We start from the raw sequence: 18,804 nt of genomic DNA, 5'->3' as shown, positions 1-18,804 counted from the left end.
GACGAACATTAAGATTGTTTCTTGTCTTAACGTTCGTCTTTTAGTTGACTGGCAGAAAAAAGAGTAGTACAATCTAACTAATTAAATAGCATGCGTATAATTGTGGGGATATGGCCCAAGAGTTTCTACCAAACACCGTAAATTGTTTGACTACGCAGGATAAAGCAGACATGAAAAATATTGTTGGCTTTTTCTGAACTGGTCAGGGTAGCATTCTTGTTTCGTCCAAGTGTGCTATTTTTTTAATTTATGGAAAGCATAAGGGACAAAGGAAAGAGCTTCAGCATTCGCAACAGGCGAATCGGGTTTTTCTGCAAATTAAATGAGCAGGGAGGAATAAATGTGAAAAAGTATTTTCGCTTTGAAGAGTTGGGGACAAACTATCGAACAGAGTTTGTTGCAGGGTTAACAACCTTTTTGGCCATGGCATATATATTATTTGTAAATCCAAACACACTTGCATTAGTTGGTGTTCAGGATTTACCGGAAGGGGTAACCAGAATTGATCAGGGGGCTGTTTTTACAGCTACTGCAATTGCTGGTGCGATTGGTTCATTGTTTATGGGGATTATCGCAAAATACCCAATCGCTCTCGCGCCAGGTATCGGATTAAGTGCGTTTTTTGCCTATACAGTTGTACTCGGGTATGGAATTCCATGGCAGACAGCTTTGTCCGGTGTCTTAGTTTCAGGACTTATTTTTGTGTTATTAACGTTAACGGGACTGCGTGAAAAGATCATTAATGCGATTCCTGCCAATCTAAAGCTTGCTGTTGGTGTTGGGATAGGGTTCTTTATCGCTTTTATCGGTTTTCAAAATGCAGGTATTATTGTTGGTGATGATGCTACACTTGTTGCATTAGGTGATTTCACATCGCCTACCGTCCTGCTTTCCATTTTTGGAATTATTATTTCTGTTGTCTTTCTAAGCCTTAATATTAAAGCGGGTATTTTCTACGGGATGCTGGTGACAGCTATCGTCGGAATGGTAACAGGGTTGATTGCTCCGCCAACGGGGATTAATGGAGTGGTTGGTGAAGTGCCGAGCTTGGCGCCAACCTTTGGTCAGGCATTTGGTCACTTTGGTGATATCTTTTCGATGGACATGCTTGTCGTTATTCTTACTTTTCTTTTTGTTGACTTCTTTGATACCGCTGGAACATTAGTGGCTGTTGCCACACAGGCTGGTTTGATGAAGGATAACAAACTTCCGCGTGCTGGCAGGGCATTGTTTGCTGACTCTACAGCTACAGTTGTCGGTTCAATTGTTGGTACATCAACCACAACATCCTATATTGAGTCATCTGCGGGCGTTGGGGCTGGTGGAAGAACTGGATTTACTGCAGTGGTCACAGGGTGCCTTTTCATCCTGGCATTGTTCTTTTCTCCTTTACTAAGTGTAATAACAGCAGAGGTTACTGCTCCAGCTTTAATCATTGTTGGTGTATTGATGGCATCCTCATTGAAGAACATCGATTGGGATCAGTTTGAAATTGCTGTCCCGGCATTCTTGACCATTGTTGCCATGCCATTAACATATAGCATCGCAACAGGTATCGCACTTGGCTTTATTTTCTATCCGATTACGATGCTTTTAAAAGGTCGTTACAAGGAAATAAATCCAATTATGTATTTGTTATTTGTTATTTTTGTTTTATATTTTATATTTCTAAGTTGATTATATAGAATTAGAGCCTGGTTTCCTCGGAAATCAGGCTTTTTTAAAAGATAAAAATGTATAAAATATGTCTAGCTACAGCGCCAGAAGCCGCCGTCATAAGTAAACCCATGCGTTCTGCGGTCCCTTTCTAATGCGTCCGCTTCTAAACGGGTGCTTGCGCTTTTCTTGTTGGGTTTACAGGGGTTTGGAAAATGAATTATAAAAAAATTATAATTAGTTTAAATTTTCTGTTGACGTGGAAGCGTTTTCTCTATTATGATGTAAAACATATTTAAATTTGGTAATTAATAACAAAAACAGAAGGGTTTGATGGAATGAAAGCAGAATTAATCGCAAATACGTATCAATTATTATTGAACGGGGAGTGGAAAGAAACTAGTTCTGGTAAAACAATCGAAAATCTGTCCCCGTCCGATAATATGCCGGTCGGTGCCGTGCAGGCTATGACGGAAAATGAAGTGGACCTTGCTGTGGCTGGGGCAAAGACAGCGCAAAAAGATTGGGCAAATCGTTCGTTTAGTGAGCGTGCGGAATTGCTTTATGCATGGGCGGACCAGCTGCTTAAGATGAAAGAGGAAATAGCGGAAACTATCATGAAGGAAGTCGGTAAAGGATATTCTTCAGCGGAAAAAGAGGTTGTACGAACTGCCGATTTTATCAAATATACTGCCGAAGAAGGGAAACGAATTCACGGTGAGTTGATTAACGGGGGAAACTTTAACGCTGGAAGTGCCAACAAGCTGGCGATGGTACAAAGGAAACCGTTTGGTGTTGTTCTTGCTATTTCTCCTTTTAATTATCCGGTCAACCTGTCGGCATCAAAGATTGCCCCTGCTTTAATTGCCGGAAATGCAGTTGTTTTCAAGCCGGCAACACAGGGTGCGATAAGCGGGACGTTAATGATTAAGGCGCTTGACAAGGCGGGGCTTCCTGCTGGACTTGTTAATCTTGTAACAGGAAAGGGATCAGAGATTGGTGATCATTTAACAACCCACCCATCAATCAATATGATCAATTTTACCGGAGGAACGGAAACCGGTGAAGCCATTTCCAGGAAGGCATCCATGATCCCGGTTATTCTTGAATTAGGTGGAAAGGATCCGGCGATTGTATTAAACGATGCAAATTTTGAAAAAGCGGCTGAAGATATTGTCGCTGGTGCATTTTCCTATTCCGGCCAGCGGTGCACTGCGATTAAACGGGTGCTTGTGATGGATGAAGTGGCGGATGCCTTAGTTGATAAATTGAAAGAAAAAGTTAATGCATTAAAAGTGGGTGCACCTGAAGACAATGCTGTTGTAACACCATTAATTAATGGAAAAGCGGCAGATGTCGTTCAACAATTGGTGGATGATGCTGTTGTTAAAGGTGCAACTGCCCTAACCGAAATCAAGCGGGCAGGAAACCTTGTTTATCCTGTGTTGCTTGATAACGTAACGGTAGACATGGAGGTTGCATGGAAAGAACCATTTGGGCCTGTTCTACCAGTTATTCGCGTCAAAAATATTGAAGAGGCGGTAACCATAGCCAATGAATCTGAATATGGTCTGCAGGCCAGTATTTTCACGAAGAGTGTTGAACAGGCAATCCATATTAGCAATGAACTTGAGACTGGTACGGTGCAAATAAATGGCAAAACGGAACGAGGGCCAGATCATTTTCCGTTTCTTGGCGTAAAAGGATCTGGTCTAGGTGTACAAGGTATTCGTAATAGTATTGAGTCCGCAACCCGCGAGAAGGTAATTGTTTTAAATATGAATCAGGGGTAAAAGGGTTATTCGGCTTGATTCTCGTAAAAGGTGAGATTATATAAGTGGTCATTACAAAACAATGTAAAACAGCCTGTTGAGCTATTAAACTGCTAAACAGGCTGTTTTAATATCTTATTGCGCTCTTTTAATTGCTTTTCCATACGGCAGCAAATGATACAAGGTTAGTATTACAGTTCCAGTTAGTGAGAAACATCCCATTACTGCATATAGTGTGCCGCCACCGAAGGAGTCAATCAGCGCGCCACCTACCAATGAGCCAGCAATACCGGATACGCCGAAGAATACAGCGAAAAATACCAAATGTCCGGTTGATTGCAGCAGTTTTGGAATTAATCTAGTAATATAGTTGAATGCGGATAAATAAAAGACGCCAAATGTTACCCCGTGCAGAAATTGCAGAGCAATAATATAGATTGGATCGTCAATTGCTGAATAAATAAACCATCTTCCGCTATAAATTATTCCAGCAGCTATAATGAAAATTAGCGGATGATATTTTCTAAACCATTTCCCCGCTAAAGCAAAAACAAGTGCCTCACTGGCTACACCAACGAACCATGCTAATCCAATCATGCTCTCACTGCCACCGAGTTGTGCTATGTATAATCCGATATAACTGTCATTTGCCCGGTGAGAAATTGTGATAAAAACAATAATGCCAAGGAAGATAATAAATGGTTTGTTCGTAACGATTTGTTTAACATCCTTTAGCTGGATTGGATCTGACTCTACCTTCACATCGGTTAACCTGAACGCTACCAGTAATGCAATAACGCCGAAAAACAAGTATGGCCAGATCATATATTGGATCCCAATCGATGAAAGAACTTCTCCAACAATTAATGACGATGTAGCAAATCCAATTGAACCCCACATTCGAATACTTCCAAAAGAAACCCTAAGATCATCCGAGCGCCGTTGTGCAAGGCTGTCTCCCAAAGCACCAATTGGTGAGGTGAAAAAGTAAAATACTGCACCCATCAGAATGATTGCCAGCAGGCCATTCATTTGAAAGAAAAGGACACTGCTAATAAGTAGACCCATAATACAGATTAATAGAATCCGTTTAACTGTCTTATATTTATCACTCATGTAACCCCAAAAGGGCTGGGCGAAAATGGAAGCCAGGGGACCCACAGCCAGCACCCAGCCAATTTCTGTTCCATCAAGACCTTTATGTTTCAAATATAATGGCAGGAAACTAATGATAATCGTATTAGTGGCATGAAAACTGAACAAAAGCATTTTAAGTGGAAGCAGCGAATCGTTTTTGGTCAAGGTATTTACCCCCTTTGTATCAAAAACTTAGTATACTAAACACCGGCCGCAAATAGAAGGATTAATCCTTTTTCCAGACTTTCTCGATAAATTCATCTCTTCCGGAGTTTGAGCGGTCCTTCTTGTATTCTTGTTCATTCGTTTTATAAAAGTCCTGGTGATAATCTTCCGCTGTATAAAAATTTACAGCTGGTAAGATTTTTGTAACTATAGGTTTTTTAAACTTGCCACTATGCTCTAATTCAGTTTTTGCAGTTTCTGCAGCAATTCGTTGCGCATCGTTATGATAAAAAATTGCCGTGCGGTAGGAGTCACCGCGATCCTGAAACTGCCCGCCATCGTCAGTGGGGTCAATTTGCTGCCAAAAGATTGACATGATTTTTTCATAAGCAATTACTTCCGGGTCAAAAGTAATTTCGACGGCTTCGTAATGCCCGGTTTGTCCCGTTTTCACTTCCTCATATGTTGGATTTATCACATCACCGCCAGTGTAACCGGAAACTACCGAATAAACGCCGTCCCATGTGTCAAATGGCTTTACCATGCACCAGAAACACCCGCCAGCAAAAGTTGCTTTTTGTTTTTCTATCCCCATAAACGATCATTCCTTATTTGTATATTTTTTAGAAGAGAATTATAATTTGTGTAACTATTAATTAAGTTCATCAACTATATCATAAATAAGGGGTGGGTGGCACGGTGATTGCTCCATATATACAGAAAATTTTAACGGGAAAAGTAAAACGATTGGGTGAGCCGGGGGCAGCAGATCCTTTGGACAGACCATGGGAAAGTGGCATGTTTAAAAAAGAATCGGAAGGGAAAAGTTGGCTAAGCGAAACAGGTATCGAGAATGATGAAGTAGCTGACACCAAAAATCACGGTGGTCCAGAAAAAGCAGTATTCGCCTATCCATCGGCGCATTATCCTTTCTGGCAAAAAAAGCTGGGTACCGATCAAATGGGGATAGGCGCAATGGGGGAGAACTTTGTCATTACCAATGTTGATGAATATGCCATTTGTATTGGCGACACTTTCGAAATTGGGGAGGCAATTATTCAGGTTTCCCAACCTAGACAGCCATGCTGGAAGCCTGCACGCCGGTTCCATGTGATGGACCTTGCATTGCAAATTCAAAACAGTGGACGCACTGGATGGTACTTTCGTGTACTGAAGGAAGGCTATATTTCAGGTGGCGGTTCGCTTAACCTGATAGAACGACCATATCCGGAGTGGACAATCGCGGCATGTAATGAAGTAATGCATTTTTACAAGGAAGATCTCCGCAGGGCTGATGAACTTGCTTCCTGCCATTTGTTAGCACCAAGTTGGAGGCGAACATTACATAAACGCCTGCGCGGGCAAAAATCCTCTGTAGGAAAGCGTGTCTATGGACCAAATAAAGAAGCATGATACAGCAGTTGTTTTCATAGATTTAATTAATGATAGAAAGTAATGGAGGGTTAATTTTGCTTGAAAATGCTTATATAATGGTGGCAATTATTCTAATCATTAACATTGTTTACGTTTCACTCTATACACTCCGCATGATTTTAACGCTAAAAGGTCGTCAGTATATTGCGGCCTTTATCAGTATGTTTGAAATTGTTGTGTATGTAATTGGATTAGGTTTGGTGCTGGATAACTTAGATGAAATTCAGAACATCATTGCCTATGCACTTGGCTTCGGTATAGGTGTCATTGTTGGTTCTAAGATTGAAGAGAAGTTAGCGCTCGGCTACATTACCGTAAATGTAATCTCATCCGATCCAAACATTGAGTTCACGCGCAAACTTCGTGACAAAGGATATGGTGTAACAAGCTGGTTTGCTTATGGTATGGACGGGGACCGGTTAGCAATGCAAATTCTGACACCAAGAAAATATGAATTAAAACTATATGAAACCATTAAAACGATTGACCCGAAAGCCTTTACGATCTCCTACGAGCCGAAACAAATTGTCGGCGGATTCTGGGTTAAGCAGGTCCGAAAAGGCAGGTTGGGCAAAAAGAATAATTCAGCGAATATGATGCCAAAAGAGTAGAGCGGGTTGGACCCGCTCTTTTTTTACAGATCAGAAAGTATAAATGAAAATCTGTCTAGCTCTAGCGCCCAGAAGCTGCCGTCATAAGCAATGGACACTACGAACGCTAAACCCATGCGTTCTACGGTCCCTTGCTTATGCGTCCGCTTCTAAACGGGGCGCTTCCGCTTTTCTTAATGCTACTAGGAATGGCGGATATAATCGGAGTTTGGCCGATAAATTTTAAAAACGGCCGATAAAATGATAAAAGTGGCTGATAAATATAATATTTGGCCGATAAAACTTCAAAAACGGCCGATTAATCAAAAATTCAGCCGATAAACACCTGAAATGGCCGATATCTGACTATCATCTTAATCTGATCCTCTTCAGGTCTTCGGTCAAATGAACCAATGCCAGCCTGAAGAATATAGTATCTGGGAATGGATTTTTTCTGGGAGGAAATTTGAATGAGTTATTATTATTACGACGCGCCTTTTCCACCGCAACATCAGAATAAACAGCCCGGGATTGAGTCACTGATGGTACCGGAACCGATTATTGAGAATCCGCATTATCAGGGTGCTGGGAAACTTGAGAATAAAGTCGCAATTATTACTGGTGGAGATAGTGGTATTGGGGCTGCAACGGCAATTGCTTTTGCGAAGGAAGGCGCCGATATCGTTATTCCTTATTATTACGAGTATGAAAATGGGGACGCATACCGTACCAAGTATAGAATTGAGGAACTTGGTAGAAGATGTCTGTTAATTGTTGGAGACCTGCGAAGTAAAGAACACTGTCAGTATGTTGTTGAACAGACACTTCATTATTTTGGCAAAGTAGATATCTTAGTGAATCATCATGGGGTTCAGTTCCCACAGGATAGTTTGCTGGACATTACAGATGAACAGTGGGATGCTACATTTTTAACAAACATTTATGCATTCTTTTACATGACAAAAGCTACACTGCCATACCTGGAAGCAGGTAGTTCAATTGTTAACACAGCATCCATTGTAGCCTATGAGGGCAATGAAAAATTGATTGACTATTCCTCGACAAAAGGTGCGATTGTGGGTTTTACCAGGGCATTGTCACAAAATATTGTTGGTAAAGGGATTCGTGTTAATGCTGTTGCACCAGGTCCAATCTGGACGCCGCTGATTCCTTCAAGCTTTTCCGCTGAGTATATTGGAACTACATGGGGCACAGATGTACCAATGAAACGGGCAGGTCAGCCATATGAATTGGCGCCGGCATACGTGTATCTTGCATCAGATGATTCGTCATATGTTACTGGCCAGGTCATACATGTGAACGGTGGGGCAATGGTTAGTTCTTAAGTTCTTTAAAAGATCAGAAAGCATAAACCAAAATATGTCTAGCTCCAGCACCCAGAAGCTGCCGTCATAAGCAATGGACACTACGAACGCGAAACCCATGCGTTCTACGGTCCCTTGCTTATGCCGTCCGCTTCTAAACGGGGTGCTTCCGCTTTTCTTTAGAGGAAGGGTACCAATGTGGTGCTCTTTTTTTCTTGCAGTTATAAAGTCGTCTGCTTGGCAGTTCCGTGTTTTCATATGATATGATCGGTTTTTAATATAAAAAATTTACGAGTGAGGGGGTCATGATCATATGAGACTAGCATTTTCTTCAGCACAATGGATGGTTTTTATCATGACCAGTGTCATTGTTGCCCCTTTATCGGTTGGGAATGCTTTCGGTATGTCCCAGGCGGATATTGCGGAACTTCTGCAGCGAACATTTTTTGTAATGGCTCTTGCATCCCTCCTGCAAGGGTTGTTCGGACATAAGTTGCCTATCTTAAATGGTCCCGCTGGTTTATGGTGGGGAGTCTTCCTAATGTATGCTGGCTTTGTATCTTCGGCGGAAAATGTGGAAATTGTTCTGCGCAGTCTTGAATTAGGATTACTTGTCAGTGGTGCGTTGTTTATCCTTGTGGCCGTGTTTCGAAAAATGGATGTTGTTGAAAAAATGTTCACGCCAATGGTAACTGGAACTTATCTTGTTTTACTCGTTACGCAGCTAAGTGGTCCGTTTATCAAAGGGATTTTTGGTGTTGGCTATTCCTCAGATGGCGTTGATCTTATCGTCGCTCTATGTGCCGTAGCGACTATGGTTCTTGCTGTTACATTATCACGAAGCCAGAATCACATTTTAAGCAGTTATTCTGTATTGATCAGCCTTGCTTTTGGGTGGCTGTTATTTGCGATTGTTGGCATTGCCAAACCAATAACGTCTGAAGTGGACGCGTGGTTCGCGCTTCCTGAGATTTTGGCGTTTGGGGTCCCAACCTTTAATATTGGCGTCGTACTTACTTCCATTTTTACTGCGTTTATTTTAATGGCGAATATGGTAGCAAGTATGAATGTGGTTTCAGGTGTCACAGGTAAAAAAGAGGAGCTGAATTATAATCGTTCTGGGTTTGTAATGGGCGTTAACCAAGCCTTGACAGGTTTGTTTGCAGCGGTTGGCGGTGTCCCGATGGCTACCGCCGCCGGATTTATATCGACAACAAAAATTGCCGAACGCCTGCCGTTTTTAATAGGAAGCGGGGCGATGATCATCATCAGTTTGTTCCCGCCGCTCATGTCATTTTTCGCAGCAATTCCGATGCCTGTTGGCTATGCAGTTATATTTCTATCGATTTCGAGTTTAATAGGGCTCGGTTTTTCGAATTATCAACAGGAACTCGGGAATGAAAAGTCTGTGTTTATTATTAGTGTATCGCTAATGGCTGGATTTGGGGCAATGTTTGTCCCTCAAGAAGCGTGGTCGGGCTTTCCGAGCACCCTGACATCTATCCTTGATAATGGACTCGTTGTTGGTGTGCTCCTCTGTATTATTCTGGAGCAGATAATGAATAGAAAAAGTGATAAGGCAGGCTTGTCACGAAATCAATAGTTTTACCATCACTGTAAGACGCGGTACCAGCAGGCGATTGTCAACTGGTATCGCGCGTCCCTCTGGTTTTAACCTCCTTATTCACCAAAAACCGAACATTAAATATACATTTATATTCATTGTTCGATTTTTTGTTGACACCCCATCACCTTATTTGGTATCCTAAAGCTAACAAATGAATACGGGTTCCTCATATATACCTGAGAATATGGCTCAGAAGTTTCTACCCAGCACCGTAAATGCTGGACTATGAGGGAGGATGAATCGTTGCCTTAGTAAGCAATGGTCCGTTTTATGTGCTAAAGATAAGTCTATTCATCTTCTCTCATAACTGAGGGAGATGCATAGACTTTTTTACTTTAAAAATGAAGGCTTTTTTCAGATGGTTTGTTGCTAAACTGCGACGTATATGCGGCTGGGTTGTTTTCCGCTGCGGACCGTGCTTTCCGCGGGCACGGCCTCAGCCTCCTTGCCCCGGCAAGGGGTATGCCAACGTTGCCCGCAAAGGGCGGTTTTAGTCGGCCCTCATCATTTCCCACTCTGCGGGGTCTTCAGCTCGTGCTGTTCCCGCAGGAGTCAACAGTCCTCCGCCCCAAACAACTATCGAAATAGTGGGTGAACAATGACGATCATCCTTTACCTCTTCAGTGATTGGAGCGGAGGGTAGTCGACTCCTGCGGGAGGATAGGCATAGGTGAGACCCCGGAGTGCGCAGCACGAGGAGGCTCACCAGCCGCCCGCGGAAAGCGACTGCCCTCCGCGGAAATCACGTTGCAGTTACACCGCAGTTTATAGTTTTTGTGTCAAAAACAACAAACTTGTAGAAAACAAGTAGAAAACAGTCAAAATGAAAGAGGGATTTATATGGCAATGGTAGGCGTGATCATGGGAAGTATTTCAGATTGGGAAACAATGGAACATGCATGTGACATGCTTGACGAGCTAAAGGTCCCATACGAAAAAGATGTGATTTCAGCTCACCGCACCCCAGATAGCATGTTTGAATATGCAAAAACCGCGCGAGAACGCGGATTAAAAGTGATTATTGCTGGTGCTGGGGGCGCGGCGCATTTACCTGGAATGGTAGCAGCACAGACAACATTACCTGTTATCGGTGTTCCGGTGCAAAGCAAGGCATTAAATGGCTTGGATTCTTTATTTTCCATTGTACAAATGCCTGGCGGTGTACCAACAGCAACGGTTGCTATTGGCAGATCTGGAGCAAAGAACGCCGGGATACTTGCTGCGCAAATGATTGGCGCATTTGATGATGAGGTAGCCAACCGGTTAGCAGCTTATCGTGACACGATGCAGGCAAGCGTAGAAGAAATGAGGGTTGAACTTGCAAAAAAATAATATTATTTTACCGCCTAAAACAATCGGAATCATCGGTGGGGGACAACTTGGGCGAATGATGGCAATCGCCGCAAAATACATGGGATACCAGGTGGCAGTGCTTGATCCAACTCCTAATTGTCCGACAGCACAGGTTGCTGATCAGCAAATTACCGCTGCTTATGATGACATGCAGGCGATTAAACAACTAACGGAATTAAGTGATGTCATTACCTACGAATTTGAAAATGTCGATTTAGAAGCGGCTGCTTATATAGAAGAAAAAGGAAAGTTACCTCAGGGCGCATTTGCACTTGAAGTAACCCAAAATCGTGAAAAAGAAAAGCAGAATATGCGTGACGCGGGACTTCCAGTTCCTGATTTTTTCATCGTTAAAAATGGTGAGGAGTGCAGTCAGGCATTAGAAAGTCTAACTTATCCGGCTGTAATTAAGACCTGTCGCGGTGGGTATGATGGCAAAGGTCAGATTAAACTAACCAGTGAAGCAGATAATAAAGAAGCGATAGCTTTTGCGGATCAACATCAACACTGCATTATCGAGCAATGGGTTTCGTTTGATAAAGAAATATCAGTTGTATTTACCCGCGCGCAGAACGGAAAAATTGAATTTTTCCCAATTGGAGAAAATGATCACAAGCATCATATTCTGTATCAAACAACGGTGCCGGCAACAATCAGTGACAGAGTGAAACAACAAGCGGTTGATGCAACCATTAAACTTGCTGAAAAAATGAATATCGTCGGAACGTTTGCGATTGAAATGTTTGTTGATGGTGATGCTATTTACTTAAATGAAATGGCTCCGCGGCCGCATAATTCCGGTCACTACACGATTGAAGCGTGCAATATATCTCAATTTGGGCAGCACATCCGGGCGATATGCGGATTGCCACTAACGAAAATTGAATTATTACAGCCGGCTATAATGGTGAATATCCTAGGTGAGGATATGGAACACGCGTTAAAGCACATGGCAGAATCGGAAAGTGGTTTTATCCACCTTTATGGCAAGGATGCAATTAAGGAAAAACGAAAGATGGGTCATCTCACATTTATCGCTGAAACGCTTGAACAAGTAAAGCAGCTAGTAAGATCATATGAGGAGGAACAGGCATGATTGATCGGTATACAAGGGAAGAAATGGGCAGTATTTGGACGGAGGAAAACAAATTTAAGGCATGGCTTGAGGTTGAAATTTTAGCATGCGAGGCATGGAGTGAGCTTGGAATTATTCCAGCCGAGGATGTGAAGGAAATGCGTGAGAAAGCATCCTTTGATATAAATCGCATCTATGAAATTGAACAGGAAACCCGACATGATGTTGTAGCCTTTACCCGTGCAGTTTCCGAATCACTTGGTGATGAACGCAAATGGGTGCATTATGGCCTGACTTCAACCGATGTTGTCGATACAGCACTATCTTATGTACTAAAACAAGCAAATGAAATCATTCGTAAAGACTTAACTAATTTTGTAACCATTTTAAAGGAAAAAGCCATCGAACATAAACACACGGTCATGATGGGACGTACACATGGGGTTCATGCCGAGCCGACTACTTTTGGTTTAAAGCTAGCCTTGTGGTATGAGGAAATGAAACGAAATGTTGAGCGCTTTGAACGTGCCGCCGCTGGAATTGAGTTTGGCAAACTATCCGGAGCGGTTGGGACATATGCGAATATTGATCCCTTTGTTGAAAAATATGTATGTGAAAAGCTCGGCCTAACTCCTGCACCTGTTTCTACACAAACCTTACAGCGTGACCGCCATGCGGATTATATATCAACCTTGGCGTTAATCGGGACATCTATTGAGAAATTTGCAACAGAGATTCGTGGTTTGCAAAAAACAGAAACACGCGAAGCTGAAGAGTTTTTTGCAAAAGGTCAAAAAGGATCATCTGCAATGCCGCATAAACGTAATCCGATTGGCTCGGAAAATATGACGGGAATGGCTCGTGTTATGCGCGGATATATGATGACATCCTATGAAAATGTTTCATTATGGCATGAACGTGATATTTCCCATTCTTCTGCAGAACGCGTCATTTTACCTGATGCGACAATTACACTAAATTACATGCTTAACCGTTTTTCTAATATCGTAAAGAATCTAACTGTATTCCCGGAAAATATGAAACGGAATATCGATCGTACACACGGGGTTATTTTTTCACAACGTGTATTACTGTCATTGATTACCAAAGGAATGGCGCGCGAGGAAGCGTATGATATCGTGCAGCCGACAGCAATGAAAGCCTGGGAAACAGAAACGCACTTTCAGCAATTAATCGAAAATGATGAGCGGTTTACAAGCATGTTATCGCAGGCTGAAATTGATGATTGCTTTGATTATACGTACCATTTGAAAAATGTAGATCAAATCTTTGAACGAATCGGACTTGCTTGAAGGGATGATGACGATGAAGGCAGAAATGATGTATGAAGGAAAAGCAAAAAAGGTCTACCGTGTAAAGGATAGCCAGGATCAACTTGTATTATCGTATAAAAATGATGCAACCGCATTTAACGGTGTGAAAAAAGATAGCTTTGACGGAAAAGGACGATTAAACAACGAAATTTCATCCTATATATTTCATTATCTTGCTGATCAAAATCTGGAATCTCATTTTATTGAAAAATTGAATGAGACTGAACAACTGGTTAACGAGACTACGATTATTCCGCTTGAAGTGGTTGTCCGAAATATCGCTGCTGGGAGTATTACGAAGCGGCTTGGAATTAAGGAAAAGACCCCTTTTCAGACGCCGCTTGTTGAACTTTTTTACAAAGATGATGCCTTAGGAGATCCGCTGATTAATGATGAACATGCATTGTTTCTCTCCGATGCAACCCGGCTGGAGCTGGATGAAATCAAAGAGATGGCGTTAACCATTAATACCGTTTTACAAAAACTGTTCAACGAAATTAATCTAACGCTCGTTGACTTTAAGCTGGAATTTGGCCGCATGAAGGATGGCAGAATCGTTTTATCTGATGAGATTTCACCAGATACCTGCAGACTGTGGGACCGCGATACACAGGAGAAAATGGATAAAGATGTTTTTCGTCAGGACTTAGGCGATTTGCTGGATGTTTATCAAGAAATCTTACGTCGACTGGAGGCAAGATCATGAAAAAAGTTACGGTATATATCACATTAAAGCAAGGGGTTCTTGACCCGCAAGGAAAGGCAATTCAACATTCATTGCATTCATTGGGCTACGAGGAAGTGCAAGAGGCACGCGTTGGTAAATTTATCGAGTTACAGGTTGATGATAAAGAGGATTTAGATGCACGAATTAATGCGATGTGTGATCAACTACTCGCGAATCCAGTGATTGAAGACTTCAGGTTTGATGTGGAGGAGGCTGTTCAGTCGTGAAGTTTGCCGTAATCGTTTTTCCAGGATCGAATTGTGACCGGGATATGTATCACGCTGTAAAGGATGTTATCAAGGAAGATACGGATTTAGTATGGTATGAAAACAGCAATCTTGAAAACTATGACGCTATTTTACTTCCTGGTGGATTTTCTTATGGTGATTACCTGCGTTCCGGATCTGTCGCAGCAACATCCAAAGTAATGAAACAAATCAAGGAACACGCAGCCAAAGGCAAGCCGGTTCTTGGAATCTGCAACGGCTTTCAGATTCTGCTTGAAGCGGGGCTGCTTCCGGGTGCCATGCTTCGGAATAAAAATCTCGCATTTATGTGTCACCAAGAAAACCTACAAGTAGTAAACAATGCAACCATGTTTACGAGTGTTTATGAAGAAGATGCAGTAGTTCGGTACCCAATCGCACATGGGGAAGGAAACTACTTCTGTGATGACGCGACATTAAAAACATTACAGGAAAACAACCAAATTGTCTTCACATATAAGGATAATCCCAATGGATCAGTCGCTGACATAGCCGGGATTATCAATAAAGAAGGTAACGTACTTGGCATGATGCCACATCCAGAGCGCGCTTGTGAAGAGCTCCTTGGCAGTGATGACGGTGTGAAGCTTTTTCAATCGATCGTGAACAATTGGAGGGAAACACATGTTGTTAACGCATGAAATCAACCCAGAGCAAATTGAATCAGAAAAACTGTACCAAGGCATGGGTTTAAATGATGAAGAATTCGAGATGGTCAAAACGATTTTAAAGCGCCGGCCAAATTTTACGGAGACAGGAATCTTTTCCGTTATGTGGTCAGAGCATTGCAGTTATAAAACATCAAAACCCCTATTGCGTAAGTTCCCAACAAAAGCTCCTCACGTATTGCAGGGACCTGGGGAAGGCGCTGGAATTATTGATATTGGTGACGAGCAAGCCGTTGTCTTTAAAGTAGAAAGCCATAACCATCCATCGGCAGTTGAGCCATATGAAGGTGCAGCAACGGGCGTTGGCGGAATTATCCGTGACGTTTTCTCGATGGGTGCTCGGCCGGTTGCGATGATGAACTCCCTGAGATTCGGGAATTTAACTACGGAACGCGTGAAATATTTGTTTAAGGAAGTTGTTCATGGGATTGCCGGTTATGGTAATTGCGTTGGCGTACCAACAGTTGGCGGCGAAGTCCAGTTTGATGACAGCTATGAAGGCAATCCGCTTGTGAACGCAATGTGTGTAGGCTTAATTGATCATCGGGATATCCAAAAAGGTATCGCTGCCGGAATCGGCAACACCGTCATTTATGCAGGCGCGGCTACAGGGCGAGACGGTATTCACGGGGCAACATTTGCCTCAGATGATTTAGCGGAAGATGCGAATAAGGATCGTCCAGCTGTCCAAGTCGGTGATCCTTTTATGGAAAAATTGTTAATCGAAGCTTGTTTAGAAGTGATTCATTGTGACGCCCTTGTCGGCATGCAGGATATGGGGGCGGCAGGACTAACATCATCAGCTAGTGAGATGGCAAGTAAAGCCGGTACTGGCATGGAAATGAATTTAGATCTTGTCCCGCAGCGTGAACAAAATATGAATGCTTATGAGTTAATGCTCTCTGAATCCCAAGAGCGCATGTTATTGGTAGCGAAAAAAGGACAGGAACAGGAAATCATCGATATTTTTGAAAAATATGGATTGCAGGCAGTCGCTGTTGGTGAGGTAATCGAAGAAAAAACATTTCGCTTAAAACAGCATGGTGAAGTTGTTGCAGACATTCCTGTTGACGCATTGGCGGAGGAAGCACCTGTCTATCAAATGCCATCACAAGAAGCAGCATATTTTCAAGCCTTCCAAAAGCAGGAAGAATCGGTGCCGACTGTTGAACAGCATGGCGAGATGTTAAAGCAATTATTGCAACAGCCAACCATAGCCAGCAAAGAGTATGTATATGATCAATATGATTCAATGGTTCAAACGAATACAGTAGTGGCACCTGGTTCAGATGCCGCTGTGATTAGAATTAAAGGGACAAATAAGGCACTTGCGATTACAACAGATTGTAACTCCCGCTACATCTATTTGGATCCTGAAACAGGTGGAAAAATTGCTGTCGCAGAAGCTGCGCGTAACATCGTATGCTCTGGAGCAAGACCACTCGGTTTAACAGATGGATTGAATTTTGGAAACCCAACAAATCCGGAAGTTTTTTGGCAAATGGAGAAAAGTGTTGAGGGTATGAGCAGTGCATGTGAAACATTAAATACACCGGTTATCAGCGGAAATGTTTCGTTATATAACCAGTCGAAAGGCAATGCAATTTTTCCAACACCGGTAGTTGGCATGGTAGGACTAATTGAATCACTTGACCACTTGACACCAAGCCATTTCCAAAACAAGGGTGACCTGATCTATGTGATCGGTGAAGCTAAAAGCGAATTTGGTGGAAGTGAATTACAGAATATTGTTGATGGAAGTTACTCAGGTAAGGCGCCAAGCATTGATTTATCCGTAGAAAAGACACGACAAAACGCGTTACTGGATGCAATACACCAAGGACTTGTTGTTTCTGCACACGACCTTGCGGAAGGTGGACTGGGCGTTGCACTCACAGAAAGTGCCTTTTCAGAAAAAGGTCTTGGCATAGAGGTCCAGGTAGAAAACAATCCGACAGTCGAATTATTTAGTGAAACACAATCAAGATTCTTAGTATCAGTAAACCTGAAAAATCAAGAAAAATTTGAATCAACTGTAAAAGATGCCGTTAAAATCGGTGTTGTGACAGATAGTGGAAAACTTGTTGTTACGTCCAATGGGAATCAAGTAATCAATGAAAATATTGAATCACTTCACTCATTATGGAAAGGAGCTATCCCATGCTTGCTGAAATCAAAGGCATAAACGAAGAATGTGGCGTTTTTGGAATTTGGGGACATGAAAAGGCGGCAGAAATCACGTATTACGGCTTACACGCTTTGCAGCATAGAGGTCAGGATGGTGCTGGAGTAGTGGCAAGTGATGGCAAACAGCTTAAACTGCATAAAGGGCTCGGTCTTGTGAATGATGTGTTTAAAAATGCGAAATTTGATGAACTTCAAGGACGTGCGGCAATCGGCCATGTCCGTTATGCAACACAAGGTGACGGTGGATATGATAATGTACAGCCATTAGTATTTCGTTCACAAAAAGGCAGTCTTGCACTTGCACATAATGGAAACATTATGAACGGATATAAGCTGCGCGGTAAGCTTGAACAAGAGGGAAGTATTTTACAAACAACATCAGATACAGAGGTGCTGGCGCATTTAATTAAGCGCAGTATATCAGACGATTACGAGGAAGCAGTAATGGAGGCACTCCGTCAGTTAGTTGGCGCGTATGCGTTTATCATTCTTAAAGAAGACACGATGTACCTGGCAACAGATCCAAGGGGCTTGCGTCCGCTATCGATTGGCAGATTAGGAGACAGTTACGTTGCTTCATCCGAATCATGTTCATTTGACTTGATTGGTGCCACACTAGAGCGTGAAGTCGAGCCTGGTGAACTTGTAATCATCAATAATGACGGTATTCGTTCCCGTACTTTTCAGGAAAAGGAAGCACGTACAATGTGTGCGATGGAATATGTGTATCTATCAAGACCCGATAGTAATATCAATCGCGTGAATGTTCATGCTTCCCGTAAGAAAATGGGTGTCGAGCTGGCGAAAGAAGCAAAGGTTGACGCCGATGTTGTCACTGGTGTTCCGGATTCCAGTATATCCGCCGCAATAGGATATGCCGAGGAAACGGGCTTACCCTATGAAATGGGGATTATTAAGAATAGATACGTAGGACGCACATTTATTCAACCCTCACAGGAACTGCGGGAGCAAGGGGTGAAAATGAAATTATCTCCTGTTCGCGGAATTGTTGAAGGGAAACGGGTTGTCATGATTGATGACTCAATTGTGCGGGGAACTACAAGCAGACGAATTGTCCGGATGTTAAAAGAAGCTGGGGCAAAAGAGGTCCACGTACGGATTGCTTCCCCATCACTTCAGCATCCCTGTTATTACGGAATTGACATGTCTACAAGAGATGAATTAATTGCAGCAAATAATACACTCGACGAAATTGCGGAAATCATTGGTGCTGACAGTCTAGCTTATTTATCAGAAGAAGGGCTTGAACGCGCAATCATTCGTGAAGACCTGCCAAACCAAGGAATCTGCAAAGCCTGTTTCACAGGAAAATACCCTGTGAAAGAAAAAGGCCAAACAGAAATTGAATATACGAGAATGTAAATAGAAAAGCGTAGCGGGCTGGTCAGCGGTGAAATGCGTAAGCAAGGGACCGTAGAGCACACGGGCTTCGTGCTCGAAGTGTCAATTGCTTACGTCACGAACCGC

The 18,804-nt window shown here is 42.6% G+C and carries 16 protein-coding genes and 2 riboswitches; of the genes, 14 read left to right on the top strand and 2 right to left on the bottom strand.

Translation table 11 applies throughout. The features are described 5' to 3' along the window. Nucleotides 1-72: 72 nt before the first annotated feature. Nucleotides 73-173, top strand: a riboswitch (purine riboswitch). A gap of 169 nt (nt 174-342) precedes the next feature. Both CFK37_RS02780 and CFK37_RS02775 read left to right on the top strand, forming a co-directional pair. Continuing rightward, nucleotides 343-1,677, top strand: a complete 1,335-nt coding sequence (locus CFK37_RS02780; protein WP_089060469.1) for an NCS2 family permease — start codon at nt 343-345, stop codon at nt 1,675-1,677. A 317-nt stretch (nt 1,678-1,994) separates the two neighbouring features. Next, nucleotides 1,995-3,449, top strand: a complete 1,455-nt coding sequence (locus CFK37_RS02775; RefSeq protein WP_089060468.1) for an NADP-dependent glyceraldehyde-3-phosphate dehydrogenase — start codon at nt 1,995-1,997, stop codon at nt 3,447-3,449. 114 nt (nt 3,450-3,563) lie between these two features. On the opposite strand, the gene CFK37_RS02770 is transcribed toward CFK37_RS02775, so the two are convergent. Continuing rightward, nucleotides 3,564-4,730 (bottom strand): MFS transporter, encoded by a 1,167-nt coding sequence (locus CFK37_RS02770; RefSeq protein ID WP_089060467.1) that lies wholly within the window; start codon nt 4,728-4,730, stop codon nt 3,564-3,566. 61 nt (nt 4,731-4,791) lie between these two features. Next, the gene (gene msrA, locus CFK37_RS02765; RefSeq protein ID WP_089060466.1) at nt 4,792-5,325 is read right to left on the bottom strand and encodes a peptide-methionine (S)-S-oxide reductase MsrA; all 534 of its coding nucleotides are present in this window, start codon (nt 5,323-5,325) and stop codon (nt 4,792-4,794) included. A gap of 104 nt (nt 5,326-5,429) precedes the next feature. Between msrA and CFK37_RS02760 the strand changes: the two genes are divergently transcribed. From CFK37_RS02760 to purF, 12 genes are all read left to right on the top strand, one after another. Next, the gene (locus CFK37_RS02760; RefSeq protein ID WP_342746737.1) at nt 5,430-6,143 is read left to right on the top strand and encodes an MOSC domain-containing protein; all 714 of its coding nucleotides are present in this window, start codon (nt 5,430-5,432) and stop codon (nt 6,141-6,143) included. A 56-nt stretch (nt 6,144-6,199) separates the two neighbouring features. Further along, entirely contained in the window at nt 6,200-6,775 is a 576-nt protein-coding gene (locus tag CFK37_RS02755) for a DUF2179 domain-containing protein (protein WP_089060465.1), read from the top strand. A 449-nt stretch (nt 6,776-7,224) separates the two neighbouring features. After that, nucleotides 7,225-8,100, top strand: coding sequence for an SDR family oxidoreductase (locus tag CFK37_RS02750; RefSeq protein WP_089060464.1), 876 nt, complete (start codon nt 7,225-7,227; stop codon nt 8,098-8,100). Between the two features lie 292 nt (nt 8,101-8,392). Next, on the top strand, nt 8,393-9,682 hold the full coding sequence (locus CFK37_RS02745; RefSeq protein ID WP_089060463.1) for a purine/pyrimidine permease: 1,290 nt from the start codon (nt 8,393-8,395) through the stop codon (nt 9,680-9,682). Between the two features lie 170 nt (nt 9,683-9,852). Further along, nucleotides 9,853-9,952: riboswitch (purine riboswitch) on the top strand. Nucleotides 9,953-10,546: 594 nt separating this feature from the next. Further along, the gene (gene purE / locus CFK37_RS02740; protein ID WP_089060462.1) at nt 10,547-11,038 is read left to right on the top strand and encodes a 5-(carboxyamino)imidazole ribonucleotide mutase; all 492 of its coding nucleotides are present in this window, start codon (nt 10,547-10,549) and stop codon (nt 11,036-11,038) included. Continuing rightward, entirely contained in the window at nt 11,025-12,155 is a 1,131-nt protein-coding gene (gene purK, locus CFK37_RS02735) for a 5-(carboxyamino)imidazole ribonucleotide synthase (RefSeq protein ID WP_089060461.1), read from the top strand. Before purE ends, purK begins: the two co-directional genes overlap by 14 nt. Continuing rightward, entirely contained in the window at nt 12,152-13,447 is a 1,296-nt protein-coding gene (purB, locus tag CFK37_RS02730) for an adenylosuccinate lyase (protein WP_089060460.1), read from the top strand. Before purK ends, purB begins: the two co-directional genes overlap by 4 nt. 13 nt (nt 13,448-13,460) lie before the next feature. After that, nucleotides 13,461-14,174 carry a phosphoribosylaminoimidazolesuccinocarboxamide synthase gene (purC, locus tag CFK37_RS02725; protein WP_089060459.1) on the top strand — a complete coding sequence of 238 codons (714 nt, stop codon included), beginning with the start codon at nt 13,461-13,463 and terminating at the stop codon, nt 14,172-14,174. Next, entirely contained in the window at nt 14,171-14,422 is a 252-nt protein-coding gene (gene purS / locus CFK37_RS02720; protein WP_089060458.1) for a phosphoribosylformylglycinamidine synthase subunit PurS, read from the top strand. The genes purC and purS overlap by 4 nt, the downstream gene beginning before the upstream one ends. Further along, entirely contained in the window at nt 14,419-15,102 is a 684-nt protein-coding gene (gene purQ, locus CFK37_RS02715) for a phosphoribosylformylglycinamidine synthase subunit PurQ (RefSeq protein WP_089060457.1), read from the top strand. The genes purS and purQ overlap by 4 nt, the downstream gene beginning before the upstream one ends. Beyond that, complete coding sequence (purL, locus tag CFK37_RS02710; protein WP_089060456.1) at nt 15,086-17,314, top strand: phosphoribosylformylglycinamidine synthase subunit PurL; 2,229 nt, start codon at nt 15,086-15,088, stop codon at nt 17,312-17,314. The genes purQ and purL overlap by 17 nt, the downstream gene beginning before the upstream one ends. Beyond that, entirely contained in the window at nt 17,290-18,699 is a 1,410-nt protein-coding gene (purF, locus tag CFK37_RS02705) for an amidophosphoribosyltransferase (protein WP_089060455.1), read from the top strand. Before purL ends, purF begins: the two co-directional genes overlap by 25 nt. Nucleotides 18,700-18,804: the final 105 nt, after the last annotated feature.

Origin of the sequence: Virgibacillus phasianinus, assembly GCF_002216775.1 — a bacterium.
GTDB classification, from domain to species: domain Bacteria; phylum Bacillota; class Bacilli; order Bacillales; family Amphibacillaceae; genus Virgibacillus_F; species Virgibacillus_F phasianinus.
Note: the sequence above shows the minus strand (reverse complement) of the source record. Positions and strands in the feature narration are given on the sequence as shown.

Coding starts and splice junctions, on each gene's coding strand:
- CFK37_RS02775 (WP_089060468.1), top strand. CDS start 1,995: ATGAAAGCAGAATTAATCGCAAATACGTATCAATTATTATTGAACGGG.
- msrA (WP_089060466.1), bottom strand. CDS start 5,325: ATGGGGATAGAAAAACAAAAAGCAACTTTTGCTGGCGGGTGTTTCTGG.
- CFK37_RS02750 (WP_089060464.1), top strand. CDS start 7,225: ATGAGTTATTATTATTACGACGCGCCTTTTCCACCGCAACATCAGAAT.
- CFK37_RS02745 (WP_089060463.1), top strand. CDS start 8,393: ATGAGACTAGCATTTTCTTCAGCACAATGGATGGTTTTTATCATGACC.
- purE (WP_089060462.1), top strand. CDS start 10,547: ATGGCAATGGTAGGCGTGATCATGGGAAGTATTTCAGATTGGGAAACA.
- purB (WP_089060460.1), top strand. CDS start 12,152: ATGATTGATCGGTATACAAGGGAAGAAATGGGCAGTATTTGGACGGAG.
- purC (WP_089060459.1), top strand. CDS start 13,461: ATGAAGGCAGAAATGATGTATGAAGGAAAAGCAAAAAAGGTCTACCGT.
- purS (WP_089060458.1), top strand. CDS start 14,171: ATGAAAAAAGTTACGGTATATATCACATTAAAGCAAGGGGTTCTTGAC.
- purL (WP_089060456.1), top strand. CDS start 15,086: ATGTTGTTAACGCATGAAATCAACCCAGAGCAAATTGAATCAGAAAAA.
- purF (WP_089060455.1), top strand. CDS start 17,290: ATGCTTGCTGAAATCAAAGGCATAAACGAAGAATGTGGCGTTTTTGGA.